Raw genomic sequence first — 16,712 nt, forward strand, 5'->3', positions numbered from 1 at the left:
CTCACCCTAGCCCTCTCCCCGGAGGGGCGAGGGGACTGCGCCGAGTTGGGTTGCCGGTCCGGTGTAGGGTGGAATGCATGATGTGCCCGCCAAGTACGGATGATTCGGTGGCTTCATTCAGGCCCCCTCTCCCCGCTGGGGAGAGGGTTGGGGTGAGGGGCGCGGGCTTCGATCCAGCGCAACAGCTCCGTCAGAACGCCTTCCAGATTCTGCAATACGTCCAGATTACTGAAACGCAGCACCTCCAGCCCCTGGCGCTCCAGATGCGCTGTCCGCAGCTGATCCCGTGCAAGCCCGGCGGCGTCATGGTGTTGCCCGCCATCGAGCTCGATCACCAGCCGCAGCTCGGCACAGTAGAAATCCAGCACATAAGGCGGCCACGGGTGCTGCCGCCGGAACTTGAATCCCGCTAAGCCGCGATTGCGCAGCCGCCGCCATAGAAGGCGCTCGCAATCGGTGAGCTGGCTGCGAAGCGCTCTGGCGAAGTGACGTTGTTCGGGCGATGGGCGTTCGGTAGGCATCGCACATCCTTGTGTCGGTATAGGCCTCTCGCATCCGTGCGAGAGCTTGCTCGATCAGCGCGAGGCGGTCGGTTGCCTCAATGATGCTCGCGCGTCGCCCGGAACTTCACCTCCGGCCAGCGCTCTTCCATCAGGCTGAGGTTGACGCGGGTCGGGGCCAGGTAGGTGAGGTGGCCGCCGCCGTCGACAGCGAGGTTTTCGTAGGCCTTGTCCTTGAATTCCTTGAGCTTCTTCTCGTCGCTGCACTCGATCCAGCGCGCCGACCAGACGTTGATTGCCTCGTAGGCGCATTCAACCTTGTATTCCTCCTTCAGGCGGCTGGCGACCACGTCGAACTGCAGCACGCCCACCGCGCCGAGGATGATGTCGTTGTTGCGCTCCGGGAAGAACACCTGGGTGGCGCCTTCCTCGGCCAACTCCTGCAGGCCCTGGCGCAGCTGCTTGGATTTGAGCGGATCCTTCAGACGCACGCGCCGGAACAGTTCCGGGGCGAAGTGCGGGATGCCGGTGAAGCCCAGCACTTCGCCTTCGGTGAAGGTATCGCCGATCTGGATGGTGCCGTGGTTGTGCAGGCCGATGATGTCGCCGGCCCAGGCTTCCTCCAGCATCTCCCGCTCGCTGGAGAAGAAGGTCAGCGCGTCGGCGATCTTCAGGTCCTTTTTGATGCGCACGTGGCGCATCTTCATGCCTTTCTCGTACTTGCCCGAGCAGATGCGCATGAAGGCGATGCGGTCGCGGTGCTTGGGGTCCATGTTCGCCTGGATCTTGAACACGAAACCTGTGAATTTCTCCTCGACCGGCTCCACGGTGCGCTCGTTGGCGACGCGCGCCAGCGGCTTCGGTGCCCAGTCGACGACGGCGTCCAGCACATGGTCGACGCCGAAGTTGCCGAGCGCGGTGCCGAAGAAGACCGGGGTCATCTCGCCGCGTAGGAAGGCGTCCTTGTCGAATTCGTGGCAGGCGCCCTGGACCAGCTCCAGCTGCTCGACGAAATCGTCGTACATATCGCCCAGGTGCGCGCGGGCCTCGTCGGAATCGAGCTTGTCGATGACCCGTGTCTCGATGCGTTCGTGGCCATGGCCGGGCACGAAGACGATGATGCGGTCCTCGGCCAGGTGGTACACGCCCTTGAAGTCGCGATAGCAGCCGATCGGCCAGGTGATGGGCGCGGCCTTGATCTTCAGGACCGCTTCGATCTCGTCGAGCAGTTCGATGGGGTCTCGGATGTCGCGGTCGAGCTTGTTGATAAAGCTCACGATTGGCGTATCCCGCAGGCGGCAGACATCCATCAGCGCAATGGTACGTGGCTCGACGCCCTTACCGCCGTCGAGCACCATCAGCGCCGAGTCCACCGCGGTCAGGGTGCGGTAGGTGTCCTCCGAGAAGTCCTCGTGGCCGGGGGTGTCGAGCAGGTTGATCATGTGCTCGCGGTAGGGGAACTGCATCACCGAGGTGGTGATGGAGATGCCGCGCTGCTTTTCCATCTCCATCCAGTCGGAGGTGGCGTGGCGGTCGGACTTGCGGGATTTCACCGTGCCGGCGACGGCGATCGCCTTGCCCATCAGCAGCAGCTTTTCGGTGATGGTGGTCTTGCCCGCATCGGGGTGCGAGATGATGGCGAAGGTACGGCGCTTCGCGACTTCGGCGGCCTGAGTGGTCATCGGAATTAAGGAACCCGTCGACGAGTAGTCGGTCTGTCAAAAAAGGCGGCGATTATAGCGGCAAATGGATTTCCCTGCGGCCGGCACGGCAGCGGAAATCAGCCGTTTTGTGCAGTTTCCATGACGCTTTGTTTTGAATCGACAACAACTCGAAACGGATGCGCAATCGGGACGTTTTTTTGATTGATCTATGCCCCCCTTGGTCCTAAAGTTCGCGCCCGAACGTCCATGCTGGCAACGATCCATCCGGCTCAAGTACTGACGACGAGAGATCCACGTGATACTCGGCGACATGCCTTGGGAAGTAGGCGAACCAAAGTGGGGAAACTGATCAGGCGTTCTTGTCAGGGCTGACGCCCTTCACCCCTCATCCGACTTTTGTTTCCCGTTTTTGGAGTCCCACGCATGACGGTCAAGATCGAAGACTATTTCCCGCGCGCCACCTTCCAGAAGATGAAGGCCTTCGCCGACCAGCACGAAACCCCGTTCGTGGTGATCGACACCGAAACCATCAGCAAGGCCTACGACGACCTGCGCGCCGGTTTCGAATTCGCCAAGGTGTACTACGCCGTCAAGGCCAACCCAGCGGTGGAAATCATCGACCTGCTGCGTGACAAGGGCTCGAGCTTCGATATCGCCTCGATCTACGAGCTGGACAAGGTCATGTCCCGCGGCGTCGGTCCGGAGCGCATCAGCTACGGCAACACCATCAAGAAATCCCGGGACATCCGCTACTTCTTCGAGAAGGGCGTGCGCATGTTCGCCACCGACTCCGAAGCCGACCTGCGCAACATCGCCAAGGCCGCGCCGGGCGCGAAGGTCTATGTGCGCATCCTCACCGAAGGCTCGACCACGGCCGACTGGCCGCTGTCGCGCAAGTTCGGCTGCCAGACCGACATGGCCATGGATCTGCTGATTCTTGCCCGCCAGCTGGGCCTGGAACCGTACGGCATTTCCTTCCACGTCGGCTCGCAGCAGCGCGACATCTCCGTCTGGGACGCCGCCATCGCCAAGGTCAAGGTGATCTTCGAGCGCCTGAAGGAAGAAGACGGCATCGAGCTGAAGATGATCAACATGGGTGGCGGCTTCCCGGCCAACTACATCACCCGCACCAACAGCCTGGAAACCTACGCCGAGGAGATCATCCGCTTCCTCAAGGAAGACTTCGGCGACGACCTGCCGGAAATCATCCTGGAGCCGGGCCGCTCGCTGATCGCCAATGCCGGCATCCTGGTGAGCGAAGTGGTGCTGGTGGCACGCAAGTCGCGCACCGCCGTGGAGCGCTGGGTGTACGTCGATGTGGGCAAGTTCAGCGGTCTGATCGAAACCATGGACGAGTCCATCAAGTTCCCGATCTACACCGAGAAGAAGGGTGAGGTGGAGGAAGTGGTGATCGCCGGTCCGACCTGCGACAGCGCGGACATCATGTACGAGAACTACAAGTACGGCCTGCCGCTGAATCTGGCCATCGGTGATCGCCTGTACTGGCTGTCCACCGGTGCCTACACCACCAGCTACAGCGCCGTCGAATTCAACGGCTTTCCGCCGCTGAAGGCCTACTACATCTAAGCCTTAGTCGCTGCACGAACGCCCCGCCATGCGGGGCGTTTTCGTTTCCGCCTTTCGCTCACCGCGCCCCGGCGCGTAGCTCGTCGCGTCGTCGCGCGTAGGCCTCGACGATATCGGCGATCTGCGGCAATGCGGCGGCCCGCAGGCTGGCCAGCGCGGTCTCGATAAACCTGAGATGGCCGAGCCGCAAGGCGCGCTCCAGCCAGCCGCGGGCCTGCTCCCATTGGCCCTGTGCCAGCAATACGGCAGCGTGGCTGAACTGCCCGCGGAAGTCGCCGGCTTCGGCCGAGCGTGCATACCAGGCGTGTGCCGCGGTGACATCCCGGGCCACGCCGCAGCCGTCTTCGAGGCAGCGGCCGGTGAGGTTCATCGACTTGGCATGACCAAGCTCGGCAGCCTGACGATAGAGCCGGTAGGCGGTCGTGTGGTCCTTCACCACGCCACGTCCGGTGGCCAGCAGGTTGGCGAGGTTGTACATGCCCCAGTCCAGCCCCAGATCGGCGGCGCGGCGGTAGTAGTCGGCGGCGCGCTTCGTATCGGCTGTGCAACCCCAGCCGTGTTCGTGGCAGCGCCCGGCCATGTTGCAGGCCATGGCATGTCCGCGCTCGGCGGCGATGTCGAACCAGGTCAGGGCCAGCGTCGGATCGGCCTGGATGCCGTAGCCTTCCAGCAGGATCTGACCGAGCAGTGCCTGGGCCTCGATTTCCCCGTTCGCCGCAGCCGCCAGTACCAATCGCGCGGCACGCTGCGGCTGTTCGGCGAGATCGCCCAGCTGGGTGGTGTCGAGTGTTTCCTCACGGCGCAGAAGATGCTGCATCAGACCTCGACCCAGCGCCGCAGCAGGTTGTGATAAGTGCCCGTCAGCTGCACCAGGGACGGGTGGTCTGGCACATCGGCAGTCAGCTGCTGAATGGCCTGATCCATCTCGTAAAGCAGCGTGCGCTGAGCGTCCTCGCGCACCAGGCTCTGAATCCAGAAGAACGAGGCCAGCCGTGCGCCGCGGGTTACCGGCTCGACCTTGTGCAGGCTGGTGCTGGGGTAGAGCACCATGTCGCCGGCAGCTAATTTGACCCGCTGGGTGCCGTAGGTGTCCTGGATGACCAGGTCGCCGCCGTCGTACTCGTCGGGGTCGCTGAAGAACAGCGTGGCGGACAAGTCGGTGCGCACGCGCTCGGCGCTGTTGCGCACCTGCCGCACCGCGTTGTCGATGTGATAGCCGAACTCGCCGCCGGCCGTATAGCAGTTGAACAGGGGTGGGAAGACCTTGCTCGGCAGTGCGGCGGACATGAACTGCGGATGTTGCCAGAGACGCTGCAGCATGGCTTCGGCGATCTCGCGGGCGAGCGGGTCGTCTTCGGCCAGCTGCAGGTTGTGTTTCGCCTTGGCCGACTGGTAGCCGGCCGTTACCCGACCGTCCTGCCAGGCAGCCTGTTCCAGCGCGACGCGGATACGGGCGGTTTCTTCGCGGGAAAACACATTGGCAATGCGTAGCAGCATGGGACACCGGCAGAAGGAAAAGGTTGAACGATATTAGTTTGCATTTAGATGTTTCAGAATGCGACAGAATGTATCAGAATGCCATCCGCTAATAATAGCAATTCGCAGTTGCATTAACTCCTGAGGATCTGCATTCCATGTCGCGTCAGTCTCTCGAACTGGCCCAGCCACCCCGCGTGTTGGCTTCGGCTATTGGTGTTGCCCTAACCGCTTTCTCCGCCCCCTCCATTGCCCAGTCCGTGCCGGACACCACTGCCGCCCGCGGCGATGCGCCGGTCGCGCTCGACGAATTGACCGTGATCGGCGAGCAGGAGCAAAGCTACAAAGCCGATACCTCCGCTTCGAAGAAGTACACCGCGCCGCTGCGCGAGACCCCAAAATCGGTCACCGTGATTACCGATCAGGTGATCCGCGACACCGGCTCGCTCACGCTGGTCGACGCGTTGCGTACCACCTCCGGCATTACCTTCGGTGCGGGTGAGGGCGGCAACCCGGCGGGTGACCGGCCGATCATTCGCGGCTTCAACGCCGAGAGCGACACCTTTATCGATGGCCTGCGTGATGTTGGCTCGCAAACCCGCGAGATCTTCAACGTCGAGCGCATCGAGGTGAGCAAGGGGCCGGGGTCGGCCTACACTGGCGCGGGCTCCACGGGTGGCAGCCTCAATCTGATCAGCAAGACCGCCAAGCAGCGCGACTTCGGCGACGCCAGCGTCACCCTCGGCTCGGACCAGACGCGCCGCTACACACTGGACGTCAACCGCGTGCTCGGCGACAACGTCGCCGGGCGCCTGAACCTGATGAAGCACGAAGCCAACGTCGCCGGCCGCGATGGCGTTGACGTCAGTCGTTGGGGCGTGGCGCCGACCATCACCTTCGGCTTCGATACGCCGACCCGCGCGACGCTGTCGTACTACCACCTGGAAACCGACGACATGCCGGATTACGGCATTCCGCTGACGGTGGCGACGCCGAGCAATCCGCGCCGCGAGCCCGCCAAGGTCGATCGGGACAACTTCTATGGCCTGGAAAGTCGCGATTTCCGCGAGAGCACCACGGATGCCGGCACGATCCGTTTGGAGCACGACCTGAACGAGAACCTGACCGTCTCCAACACCACACGTATCGCCCGCACCACCCTGGACTACATCGTCACCAACCCGGATGACTCGCGTGGCAACGTGGCCAATGGCCTGGTTTCGCGCTCTGCCAAGAGCCGCAACTCCAACACCCAGAGCTGGGTCAACCAGACCGACCTGACCGCACGGTTCGATACCGGCAGCATCGAGCACACCCTGGTATCGGGCGTCGAGATCAGCGATGTGGGGGTGCACAACCGACCCTACATAGTGACTCCGGGTACCAGCGGCAACACCTGTACGCCGGCGCACCTGGCGTCCGGTGACTGCACCAGCCTGTACAACCCCAGCCCCAAGGATGCCTGGACCGGCAGCATTGCGCGCAGCACCGCGACGACCGATACCGACACCGAAACGCTGGCGGCCTATGTATTCGATACGCTGAAGTTCAACGAGCAATGGTCGCTGAACATGGGCCTGCGCTACGACGACTACGAAACGGAGCAGAAGGCCGTCTCCACTGCCGGAGTGGTGACGCGGCCGGAGAACAAGAGCCACTTCTGGAACTACCAGTTGGGCCTGGTCTTCAATCCGCTGCCCAACGGCAGCCTCTACGCGGCCTGGTCGACCTCCAGCAACCCGTCCGGCGAGACCGGTGGAGAGGGTGCCGATGCGCTCAGCGTCAACAACGCGATTCTCGATCCCGAGCGCAACCGTAACTACGAGATCGGCACCAAGTGGGACTTCCTCGATGAGCGTCTCGGCCTGACCGCCGCGCTGTTCCGCACCGAGAAGACCAACGCGCGGGTGACCAACGCCAGCGGTTTCCAGGAAAGCATCGGTGAAACCCGGGTCGATGGCCTGGAACTGGGCGCCACCGGTCAACTCACCCGCAACTGGCAGGTGTTCGCCAGCTACACCTACCTGGACGCCGAACTGGTCAAGTCCGGTGCCGCCAATATCGGCACGCGGACCAACCCGATCTACGTCGACGGCCTGTATGACGGCAACGAGGTGCCCAGCACGCCGAAGCACAGCTTCAGCTTCTGGAACACCTACAACCTGACCCAGGACCTGACCATCGGTGGCGGCGCCACCTATGTCGACTCCCGCTTCGGCGATGCGGCCAATAACATCGAAGTGCCTGAGTACTGGCGCTACGACGCCATGGCGGCCTATCGCGTGAACAAGAACCTGGACTTGCAGCTGAACGTGCAGAACCTGACCGACAAGCGCTACTTCGATCAGGTCTACGGCAGCCACTATGCTCATGTCGCAGCCGGTCGGACCGCATTGCTGAGCACCAATTTCCACTTCTGATCCGCAGGCGTGAAAGAACAAAGGCCGCTCTTCGAAGCGGCCTTTGTCGTTATCAGGCGTCAGTACAGGTCGCGGCGATAGCGTCCCTGTTCGCTCAACTGCTCCAGTCGCGTCTGGCCGAGCAGCCCCAGCAGTATCTGCTGCACCTCCTGGCCCATGCCCTCGAGGCTGCCACAGACATAGATCGCCGCGCCCTGTGCGACCCAGTGGCGCAGGTCGTCTGCCGCATCCCGCAGGACGTGCTGCACGTAGCGCTTCTCAGGCTGGTCGCGAGAGAACGCCAGGTCCAGCCGCTGCAGATGGCCGCTTTCACGCCACAGTGCCAATTCTTCGTGGAAGAGAAAGTCGTGTGCCGCGTTGCGCTCGCCGAACAGCAGCCAGTTGCGCGAGCCCGGATGTGCGGCACGTTCGCGCAGGTGCGCACGCAGTACGGCAATGCCCGTGCCGTTGCCGATCAGGATGAGTGGCGTGGCGGCGTCCGGGCCATGGAATGCGGGGTTGCTGCGGATGCGCAGATCGATCTCTTCGCCAATGGCCGCGTAGCGGCATAACCAGCCGGAACCGAGCCCGGGAGTGCCATCGGCCTGGAAGGCTTCGCGTACCACCAGCTGCACGGCGCCGTCCGCCGGTATCGAGGCGATGGAATATTCGCGGTGTGGCAACGGCGGCAAGGCCAGCAGCGCCTCGGCGTCGAGGCCGTGCAGGTCGCCAGTGGCGGGCAGATGCCTTCTGGACAGTTGTGCGGCCAGGCTTTGGCCGTCGAACAATTCATGAGGATCGAGGCCCACATCGAGCAACAAGGCTTCGATGCGCGCGAGCGCATGGCGCGGGCCGACCTCGACGATATCGCCTGCGCGCCATGATGTCTGTTCGCTCGGCGGTGCAAGGGTCAGCAGCTGTACCGGCGCCCCGGAACTGCCAGGGTTGAGGCAATGCCGGTCGGTCAGGCGCCAGGGTTGATAGGGTGCCGGCAGCCAGTCGCTGAAATGGCTGTCGCCGCTCAGGTGGGCCAGTTGATGTTGCCAGTGACGTAGCACGCCAGGATCGCCGCGATCGGCTTCCAGCCGGTCGAACAGCGGCAAGCCCCCGAGCTGGCGCAGACGCTCGTCGAGGCGGCGGCCGAAGGCACAGAAATCCCGGTACTGGCGATCACCGAAGGCCAGTACGGCATATTCCAGCGATTGCGCATGAATGCCATCGGCGGCGAGCCGCTGCTCGAAGCGGGCCGCATTGTCCGGTGCCTCGCCTTCGCCGTAGGTGCTGACGACGAACAGGATGCGCGGGGCCGCCCAGTGGTTCGGGTCCAGCGCATTGAGCGGCAGCAGCAGCGTCTGCTGGCCCGCGTCGCGCAGCTGCGCTGCGCTGCGTTCGGCGAAGTCCTGTGCCTGACCGCCCTGGCTGGCATAGGCGATCACCAGCTGTGCCGGGCCATCGACGGCCGCGCGCGGGCGCAACCGTCCATGCCAGCAGCGTAGCGAAAGCGCGAGATAGAGCGCGATCACCACTGCCGCGCTGACCTCCCGCGCCGGTTGCCACCAGAGCAGGCAGGACGCGACGGCGATACAGCTGTACAGCGGCCAGGCGCGCAGAAGCGCTAAGAGGGATGAGTGCAACGGAAGGCTCATCGACGAGGGGGAAAAGGCTGGCCCGAGCCGTTACGACGGCTCGGACCTGGTCGGCGCGTCAGGGCGCCAGCACTTCCAGGGTTGCGCTGTAGCTGGCGCGGCGCTCGGTGGCCGGCTTGCTGACGCCCTTGTCGGTGGTCAGCTCGGCTTCCATCCAGTACATGCCCGCTTCTGGCCAGGTAATGCTCACCTTGCCGTCCTTGTCGGTTTTCGCCTTTATCTCACCGAGCTCGTCGCGATAGCGGTTGCCTCCCGGAATCACGCTGATCTCGACATCGGCGGCCGGCTTGCCGTCGAGCAGGAAGACGAAGTCTGCCGCTTCGCCGGCGAACAGGTCGTTGGGGTGGGTGACGGGCTTGAGCTCCAGGCCCTGGCCGGTCGGTGCGAGCACTTCGGTGGATGGCGCGCCGGAGGTGACGAACACTTCCATGCGGTTGCTGGTCTGGCTGACCTTGAGCCCTTCGGCCTTCGCCGGGACGTCCTTGGTGAAGCTTTCCGCGGTGCCCATCCAGCGGCGCGGCTGACCGTTTTCCTTCCAGCTGGCGAACAGGCCACTGTTGGCCACGGCCAGCTTGTAGGTGCCTTTCTGGCTCAGCTGTACATCGAAGGTGCTGCGGTAGCGGCCGATGCTGCCGTTCTGCGCGGACACGTTCGAGCCATCCGGCGCGATGATCTGCAGTTCGGGAACCGGCCGGCGCATGCCCGGCGGGCCGCCTGCCGGCGCCTGGGCTGCCTCGCCGATGCCCTTGAGGCGCATCGGTACGTGTTCGAAGTAGAACAGATCGTTGGAAACGGCAGCGTCGACGGTGATCCATGGCTCTTCGCCGGAGAGTACGGTGGCCGAGGGCAGCATCCAGGCGCGGTGGGCCTGGGCCGACAGCGGCAGACAGACGGCGAGCGCCAGGGTGGTCCATTTGATGACGGGTTTCATGGCGTGGGTCCTGTTCATGGGGTCAGCTTGAGGGTGATTGCGCCCAGTTCGCTCTGACCCTGGGCTTGGTGCTCGGCGCTCTGTTTAGGCGGCCAGCTGAACGGCACACGCAGCAGTTCGCGGCCGCCGACTTCACGGGCGGCCTCGACCACGACGCGGTACTCGCCCGCTTCCAGCGTCTTGAGTGGCGCCTGCCGGTCGGAGAACTGCAACCTGTGACTGCCCACGGCACGGGTGGCACCGCTGACACCGTCGACCGGCATTTCCAGGCTGCGGCCACTGCGTCTCCACCACTGGCGCAGGTCCTTGAGCCACTTCTCGCCCTCCTTGTCCTTGAGCTTGGTGTCGTACCACACCGCCAGATTGGCGACATGGCTCTGGTCCGGTCGCTCGAGCCAGATGGCGACATAGGGGCGGTGGTACTCGGCGACATCCAGACGCGGGATTTCCACGTCCAGCTGCAGGTCCGCCGCGTGCAGCGGGGCGCTGAGCAGGGCGAGGGGCAACAACAGGCGTTTACGCATGGGCAGTCCTTAATGAATGAAGAGCAGCGCCAGCAGCAGCGGTATCACCAGCCCCAGGCCTACCAGCGGCCAGGTGCTGGGCCGGTTGCCGGCGTGACGTTGCAGGAGCAGCAGGCCGGTGAGGCTGAACACCACACAGGCAACGGCGAAGAAGTCGATGAACCAGCTCCAGGCCTCACCGGTGTGGCGGCCCTTGTGCAGGTCGTTGAAGTAGGCGATCCAGCCGCGGTCGGTCGACTCGTATTCCAGTTCGCCGGTTTCGCTACTCAGGCTCAGCCAGGCATCGCCGCCGGGGCGCGGCAGGGCGACATAGAGTTCGCCATCGCTCCATTCGGCCTCACGCCCGGCCAGGCGAATGTCCAGTGTCTGCTCCAGCCAAGCGCGCAGTTCGACGGGCAGACCCGACTCGGGCGTTTCGGTTTGCAGTTTGGCGAGCAGCGATTCGGGAAGCTGCGCAGCGCGGCTTTGCACCTGCGGTTTGCTTTCGATCTGGCCGGCGTGGTTGAGGGTGATGCCCGTGACTGAGAAGAGCAGCATGCCAACCAGGCACAGCGCGGAGCTGATCCAGTGCCATTGGCGCAACGTGCCGAGCCACAGACGCATGGTGATTCTTACCTTGGAGAAGAGTGGGGCGAATTCTAGGGTGCCTGCTCACAGAGATGCTAAAGATTTACAAACAGCATACATTCGCGTCTTTGCTGTCAGGCTGTACCGGAAACAACGAAGCCGGGTCCAACCCGGCTCGTCGTCTTCTGGGCGGTCAGAAGGTGAAGTTGGCGGACAGCCACAGACGGCGGCCTTCTTCCACGATTCCAGTAGTGGCGGCACCGAAGTGGCTGTAGTCGGTGCCGTAAGCGGGGTCGCCAGGTACTCCGCCCGGCGCAGTAATAACACCTGCGCTGTTATAACGGGGAGTTGAATAGGTGGTGTAGGCACTACCGTCGACAAAGTCTTTGTCGAACAGGTTGTAAATCGTCGCGTTGATAGTCAGGTTCTCGGCAGCTCGATACGACCCGCCAAGATGGAACAGGGTATACGCCTTAGTGTTCTTGCCCAGCGTGTCGTAGATCGACTGGCTGGTGGAGTAGGTGCCATCGGCATTCGCGAGGTTGGCATAGCTGGAGGTAAAGCGCGCACGCTCCCCGCGATACTCGCTCTTCAACCACAGGCCCAGGCGCTCAGAGGTCTGCCAGTCGAGTTTAACGTTGGCCAGGTGTTCAGGCGTGTTGGTTAGCGGTTCGCCTTTGTTACTGCCACTCTTTTGCTCGCTATCGGTGTAGGTGTAATTGCCGCTCAACGTCCAGGCGGGAGCGAAGTTCCAGCTGGCAGCCAGCTCGATGCCCTTGGTGGTCGCATCGTCGATGTTGATGTTGCGTGGGCAGGTTCCCGGTGGGGTGCTGCCGGAGCCGGGGTTGCTGGCGCACAGAGGATTTGCTACCGGGTCACCAGAGGCGATCTTGTCCTTAAATTTGTTATGGAACAGCGTGGCGTTCGCGCTAAAGCCCGTAAGGCTGTCGTAGTAAGCGCCGAGTTCGGTCGTCGTACTGGTTTCCGGTTTCAGGTCGGGATTACCGATGGTCGTGGTCGAGCCCTGCCCGGTAACTCCATTGATGCCATCGTGCAGATCATTTAGGTCTGGCGCTTTGTAACCACGGCTGACGCCACCTTTGAGCGTCCAGTGATCGGTGGTATTCCACACTAGATACGCGCGGGGGCTGAAATGGCCACCGAAGGTTTCATGGTCGTCATATCGGCCGCCGACGGTCAGTGCCAGATCGTTGCGAATACGCCACTCATTTTCTGCAAAGACTGCTTTGGTCGTTTGCTCGAAATCCTCCCCAGCGAGGCTGTCGGTCATCTCCGCTTTCCACCACTGGAGCCCTACCGTAGCGATGTTGGCGTCTCCAATCGGAGTGGTGAGTTTGCTGTCCAAAACAGTATTCGTTGTTTTGAGCTCGCGGTCGTCGCCGACGATGATAGAGGGGAAGTTGGGGTACGGGGCGCCGATTGGGAGGAAACCGGGACGGCCGAAGGTGCCGCCGGGAATGGTGCGGCCAATGGTTTCAGTGGTGTTTCGCATCAGACTGCTGTCGACTGTGCCGAAGCCAAAGCGGCCTGTGTGAGTCAGTGCGTACTGATCACGCTCGAAACGCAGCTTGTCGGCGTAGCCATTGGCCTGTGTTGGCTGGTTGACGCTGCACCCCGTATCCGCAGCGCCGCTGCCCTGGCCATCAAGAGTTCCGAGCTGGCAGTCGTCATTCTCGTAACGTTGCCGGCCACGCTCAACGTCCAATGAGATGTCGTGGCTATCGTTGGGCGTCAGGGTCAGACGGCCACCTATGGTGTGATTGCCGCCCTCGACCGCAGAGCCACCACGGCGGCTCATGGGTACGCCAGGAGCAATCTCCAGATCGGACGCTTCACGATCGAACAGGCTTCCGCGCAGCTGCAGGCCCAGCAAGCCATCGACCAGCGGGCCACTGGCGTAGATGCTGGTGTTGCGGGTATCGCCGAAGTCGCGGTCTTCCTGGTAGGTGTAGTCCTGCGTCAGCGATCCGGTCCATTCCTTGGCCACCTTGCGGGTAATGATGTTGATCACGCCGCCCATGGCGTCAGAACCATAAAGCGTCGACATCGGGCCGCGGATGACTTCGATACGTTCGATGGCAGAGAGTGGCGGCATGAAGCTGGTGGACGTTTCGTTGAAGCCGTTGGGCGTGACATTGCCCGCCGCGTTCTGACGGCGCCCGTCGATAAGGATCAGGGTGTACTGGCTCGGCATGCCGCGGATGCTGATATTCAATCCGCCGGTCTTGCCCGTGCCCTGGCCGATGTCGATGCCTTCCACGTCGCCCAGAGCCTGCGCCAGGTTGTTGTAGCGCTTTTGCTGCAGATCTTCACGGCTGATGACGCTGATGCTCGCCGGTGCTTCGGTGATCTTCTGTTCGAAGCCTGCGGCACTGACGACCGTGTCGTTGAGCGTGACAGGCGCGTTCTGGGCCAGGGCCGTCCAGCTGCAGCCGATCATGGCGCAGGACAGGGCAGTACGTGCGAAGGGGGTAGACATGCGGGCTCCTTGTAGCCGTCTCGTTGGCGCCAGCATGATAATCATTCGTAAACGAGAATTTACGCTTTACTGCATTAAGTTCTCATTTGTGATGTCCAATCGGTCGCCAGCCCTTGCATGGCGCGGGCTGGCCATTTGTAAGCAGATATTTAAAAGTGGTCCGAACGGTCAGTTTCGGTCATGGCATCTGAACTTCGATGACGCCGTCGGCGTTGATCGTGACCTGGCGAGTGCCTGCCTCGATCTCCGGTACCGGTGCTGATTCCATCATGTCCATCTTCATCGCGCTGCTACGCATGACCGGCTGAAAGCCGCCGCCGTTGAGGTTGAGGCTCACTAGCTTGTAGCCGCTGCCGCCCAGGGCTTCGGTCGCCAGCTGGGCGCGGGCCTGGAACGCGGCTACGGCATCCTTGAGCAGAGCGTCCTCGTTCTGCTTGCGGATCGGATCGGAGACGCTGAAATACATGCCGCCCATCTTCAGGCTCTTCATCAGTTCGGCAGTCAGTTTCGACAGGCTGGCGAAATCGCCGCTTTCCAGGCGCAGCTCGGCACGCTCTCGCCAGCCGGTGATCTGCTGACCCTTGTCGTCGTAGACCGGATAGCTGTTGCGGCTGCCCTGGCTGACGATCACGTCCTTGTTCTGGCGAGCGGTCTGCAGCGCCTGGTTCAACGCGCGAGTCGTCTGCGCCGCGAGCTCGGCGGGGTCGCTGTGCTGTGCTTCGCTGTAGAGCGTGACGTGCATACGGTCATGGGCCACTTCGCTGCTGACTTCGGCGCGCAGGGCGACCTGGTTGTAGCGGGCCTCTTCGGCCATGGCGGGCAGGCTGGTAGCGCTCGCGAGCACGGCGACGAAGGCTGCGCGGCGGAGGAGGGATGGGTGCATAACGGGTCCTTGGCATGGGCACCGGTGCGGTGCGGTAGCTCAAGACTCTAACTCCGCCAGCGAATGTGTGCAGCAGTCCGTGCGTCGAGTTGCCGCATTTTGGGCTGGCTTGCGAACGGCTTGGTTATACTCCGCCGAATTGTTGGAGACTCCATGTACGCATCCGTCCCGCTGCTGTCCGCCAGCCGGCAGAACCTTCGGCTTCTGACCCTAATTCGCATCGTGGTGCTGGCCGCACAGTCCGGTGCCGTGGGTGTGGCCTACGCAACCCAGCTGCTGACGCTGCCCTGGCTGGCGCTGGGAATCACCCTGGCGGTGTCCGCTGTGCTTTGCCTGGGAACGGCGCTGCGCTTGCGCGGGCCCTGGCCGGTCACCGAGCTCGAATATGCGGTGCATCTGGGCTGCGACCTGCTGATCCACAGCGCCCTGCTTTACTACTCCGGTGGTTCGACCAACCCCTTCGTCTCCTATTACCTGGTTCCGCTGACCATCGCCGCGGCGACACTGCCCTGGCTGTATTCCATCGTGCTTTCCGGGCTGGCGCTGCTGGGCTACACGCTGATGCTGGTGTGGTACGACCCGCTCACCCTGCCGCCGTTCGAGCGCGCCACGCTGCAGGTCTACGGCATGTGGCTGAGCTTCGCCCTGGCGGCGGCGCTGATTACCTTCTTCGTCGCGCGCATGGCCGAGCAACTGCGCCGTCAGGAGCAGCAGCAGGCCCAGCGACGTGAGGAGAGCATGCGTGACCAGCAGCTGCTGGCCGTGGCGACCCAGGCCGCCGGTGCCGCCCATGAGCTGGGCACGCCGCTGGCGACCATGAGCGTGCTGCTCAAGGAGTTGCGCCAGGAATACAACGACCCGCAGTTGAACGAGGATCTCGGCCTGCTGCAGTCGCAGGTCCAGCTCTGCAAGGAAAGCCTGCGCCAGCTGGTTCGCGCCGCCGAGGCGGACCGGCGGCAGGCCGTGGTCGAGCAGACGGCGCGCGAGTGGGTCGAATCGGTGCTGCAGCGCTGGCATCTCATGCGTCCCGAGGCCACCTACCGCTTCCACTGCGTGGGCCTTGGCAGCGCGCCCAAGCTGATGCCACCGGCGGACCTCAGCCAGTCGCTGCTCAACCTGTTGAACAATGCCACCGATGCCAGCCCGGAAGATCTCGAGATTCGTCTGGACTGGGATGCGCAGTGGATCCGGCTGACCATTCGCGACCATGGCGCCGGCGTGCCGCTGGCCATTGCCGAGCAGATTGGCCGCCCCTTCATCACGACCAAGGGCAAAGGTTTCGGCCTTGGTCTGTTTCTCAGTCAGGCCAGCGTCACCCGCGCTGGCGGCACGGTGAAGCTCTACAATCACGAAGAAGGTGGCACACTGACCGAGCTACGCCTGCCGCACGGCTCGGTACGCGCGTGAACCTGATCGTGACCAATGCGAGGAAATGCACAGATGACCGACGAGTTGCAGCAAGAGGGTGAGGAACAGCCTCATCTGCTCCTGGTGGATGACGACCCCACGTTCACCCGGGTGATGGCGCGCGCCATGAGCCGTCGCGGACTGCAGGTCAGTATCGCCGGTTCGGCCGAAGAGGGCCTGGCGCTGGCCAAGCAGGACGTTCCCGATTACGCGGTCCTCGACCTGAAGATGGAGGGTGATTCGGGCCTGGTGCTGTTGCCCAAGCTGCTCGAGCTCGACCCGGAGATGCGGGTGCTGATCCTGACCGGCTACTCCAGCATCGCCACGGCGGTGGAAGCCATCAAACGCGGCGCCTGCAATTACCTGTGCAAGCCCGCCGATGCGGATGATGTGCTGGCCGCGCTGCTGTCGCAGCATGCCGACCTCGACAGTCTGGTGCCGGAAAACCCGATGTCGGTCGATCGCCTGCAGTGGGAGCATATCCAGCGCGTGCTGAGCGAGCACGACGGCAACATCTCCGCCACTGCGCGTGCGCTGGGGATGCATCGGCGGACCTTGCAACGCAAGCTGCAGAAGCGACCGGTTCGTCGCTGAGCCAACGCACCAGCGCCAGGCACGCCCGCCTGGT

The 16,712-nt window shown here is 63.2% G+C and carries 14 protein-coding genes; 4 read left to right on the forward strand and 10 right to left on the reverse strand.

Annotation, left to right across the window (positions count from 1 at the left end; all coding sequences use genetic code 11):
- Positions 1–113 precede the first annotated feature (113 nt).
- Both PSTAB_RS21080 and PSTAB_RS04495 read right to left on the reverse strand, forming a co-directional pair.
- Entirely contained in the window at positions 114–521 is a 408-nt protein-coding gene (locus tag PSTAB_RS21080; protein WP_013981892.1) for an endonuclease domain-containing protein, read from the reverse strand.
- 77 nt (positions 522–598) lie between these two features.
- Complete coding sequence (locus PSTAB_RS04495) at positions 599–2,182, reverse strand: peptide chain release factor 3 (protein ID WP_013981893.1); 1,584 nt, start codon at positions 2,180–2,182, stop codon at positions 599–601.
- A 405-nt stretch (positions 2,183–2,587) separates the two neighbouring features.
- On the opposite strand from PSTAB_RS04495, the gene PSTAB_RS04500 reads away from it, so the two are divergent.
- Positions 2,588–3,751: a type III PLP-dependent enzyme gene (locus PSTAB_RS04500; protein ID WP_011912182.1), complete on the forward strand. Its 1,164-nt coding sequence runs from the start codon at positions 2,588–2,590 to the stop codon at positions 3,749–3,751.
- 58 nt (positions 3,752–3,809) lie between these two features.
- On the opposite strand, the gene PSTAB_RS04505 is transcribed toward PSTAB_RS04500, so the two are convergent.
- Together PSTAB_RS04505 and PSTAB_RS04510 are read right to left on the reverse strand one after the other, a co-directional pair.
- Positions 3,810–4,568 carry a tetratricopeptide repeat protein gene (locus tag PSTAB_RS04505; protein WP_013981894.1) on the reverse strand — a complete coding sequence of 253 codons (759 nt, stop codon included), beginning with the start codon at positions 4,566–4,568 and terminating at the stop codon, positions 3,810–3,812.
- Positions 4,568–5,248 carry a Fe2+-dependent dioxygenase gene (locus PSTAB_RS04510; RefSeq protein ID WP_013981895.1) on the reverse strand — a complete coding sequence of 227 codons (681 nt, stop codon included), beginning with the start codon at positions 5,246–5,248 and terminating at the stop codon, positions 4,568–4,570. The genes PSTAB_RS04505 and PSTAB_RS04510 overlap by 1 nt, the downstream gene beginning before the upstream one ends.
- 137 nt (positions 5,249–5,385) lie before the next feature.
- On the opposite strand from PSTAB_RS04510, the gene PSTAB_RS04515 reads away from it, so the two are divergent.
- Positions 5,386–7,647: a TonB-dependent receptor gene (locus tag PSTAB_RS04515; RefSeq protein ID WP_013981896.1), complete on the forward strand. Its 2,262-nt coding sequence runs from the start codon at positions 5,386–5,388 to the stop codon at positions 7,645–7,647.
- A gap of 59 nt (positions 7,648–7,706) precedes the next feature.
- Here PSTAB_RS04515 and PSTAB_RS04520 read toward each other — a convergent pair whose 3' ends face one another.
- The 6 genes from PSTAB_RS04520 to PSTAB_RS04545 all read right to left on the reverse strand — a co-directional run bounded on the left by PSTAB_RS04520 (position 7,707) and on the right by PSTAB_RS04545 (position 14,677).
- Positions 7,707–9,260 (reverse strand): sulfite reductase subunit alpha, encoded by a 1,554-nt coding sequence (locus PSTAB_RS04520; RefSeq protein WP_013981897.1) that lies wholly within the window; start codon positions 9,258–9,260, stop codon positions 7,707–7,709.
- Between the two features lie 70 nt (positions 9,261–9,330).
- Entirely contained in the window at positions 9,331–10,203 is an 873-nt protein-coding gene (locus PSTAB_RS04525) for a DUF4198 domain-containing protein (protein ID WP_013981898.1), read from the reverse strand.
- A gap of 14 nt (positions 10,204–10,217) precedes the next feature.
- Entirely contained in the window at positions 10,218–10,727 is a 510-nt protein-coding gene (locus PSTAB_RS04530) for a DUF2271 domain-containing protein (protein WP_013981899.1), read from the reverse strand.
- A gap of 9 nt (positions 10,728–10,736) precedes the next feature.
- A complete protein-coding gene (locus PSTAB_RS04535; protein ID WP_013981900.1) occupies positions 10,737–11,330 on the reverse strand; it encodes a PepSY-associated TM helix domain-containing protein in 594 nt (197 codons plus the stop codon).
- 157 nt (positions 11,331–11,487) lie between these two features.
- Positions 11,488–13,794 (reverse strand): TonB-dependent receptor domain-containing protein, encoded by a 2,307-nt coding sequence (locus PSTAB_RS04540; RefSeq protein ID WP_013981901.1) that lies wholly within the window; start codon positions 13,792–13,794, stop codon positions 11,488–11,490.
- A 178-nt stretch (positions 13,795–13,972) separates the two neighbouring features.
- Positions 13,973–14,677, reverse strand: a complete 705-nt coding sequence (locus tag PSTAB_RS04545) for an SIMPL domain-containing protein (RefSeq protein ID WP_013981902.1) — start codon at positions 14,675–14,677, stop codon at positions 13,973–13,975.
- Between the two features lie 153 nt (positions 14,678–14,830).
- On the opposite strand from PSTAB_RS04545, the gene PSTAB_RS04550 reads away from it, so the two are divergent.
- Together PSTAB_RS04550 and PSTAB_RS04555 are read left to right on the forward strand one after the other, a co-directional pair.
- Positions 14,831–16,084, forward strand: a complete 1,254-nt coding sequence (locus PSTAB_RS04550) for an ATP-binding protein (protein ID WP_013981903.1) — start codon at positions 14,831–14,833, stop codon at positions 16,082–16,084.
- 33 nt (positions 16,085–16,117) lie between these two features.
- A complete protein-coding gene (locus tag PSTAB_RS04555) occupies positions 16,118–16,678 on the forward strand; it encodes a response regulator transcription factor (RefSeq protein WP_011912192.1) in 561 nt (186 codons plus the stop codon).
- The last annotated feature ends 34 nt before the right edge of the window (positions 16,679–16,712 follow it).

The organism is Stutzerimonas stutzeri (assembly GCF_000219605.1).
Taxonomy (GTDB): domain Bacteria; phylum Pseudomonadota; class Gammaproteobacteria; order Pseudomonadales; family Pseudomonadaceae; genus Stutzerimonas; species Stutzerimonas stutzeri.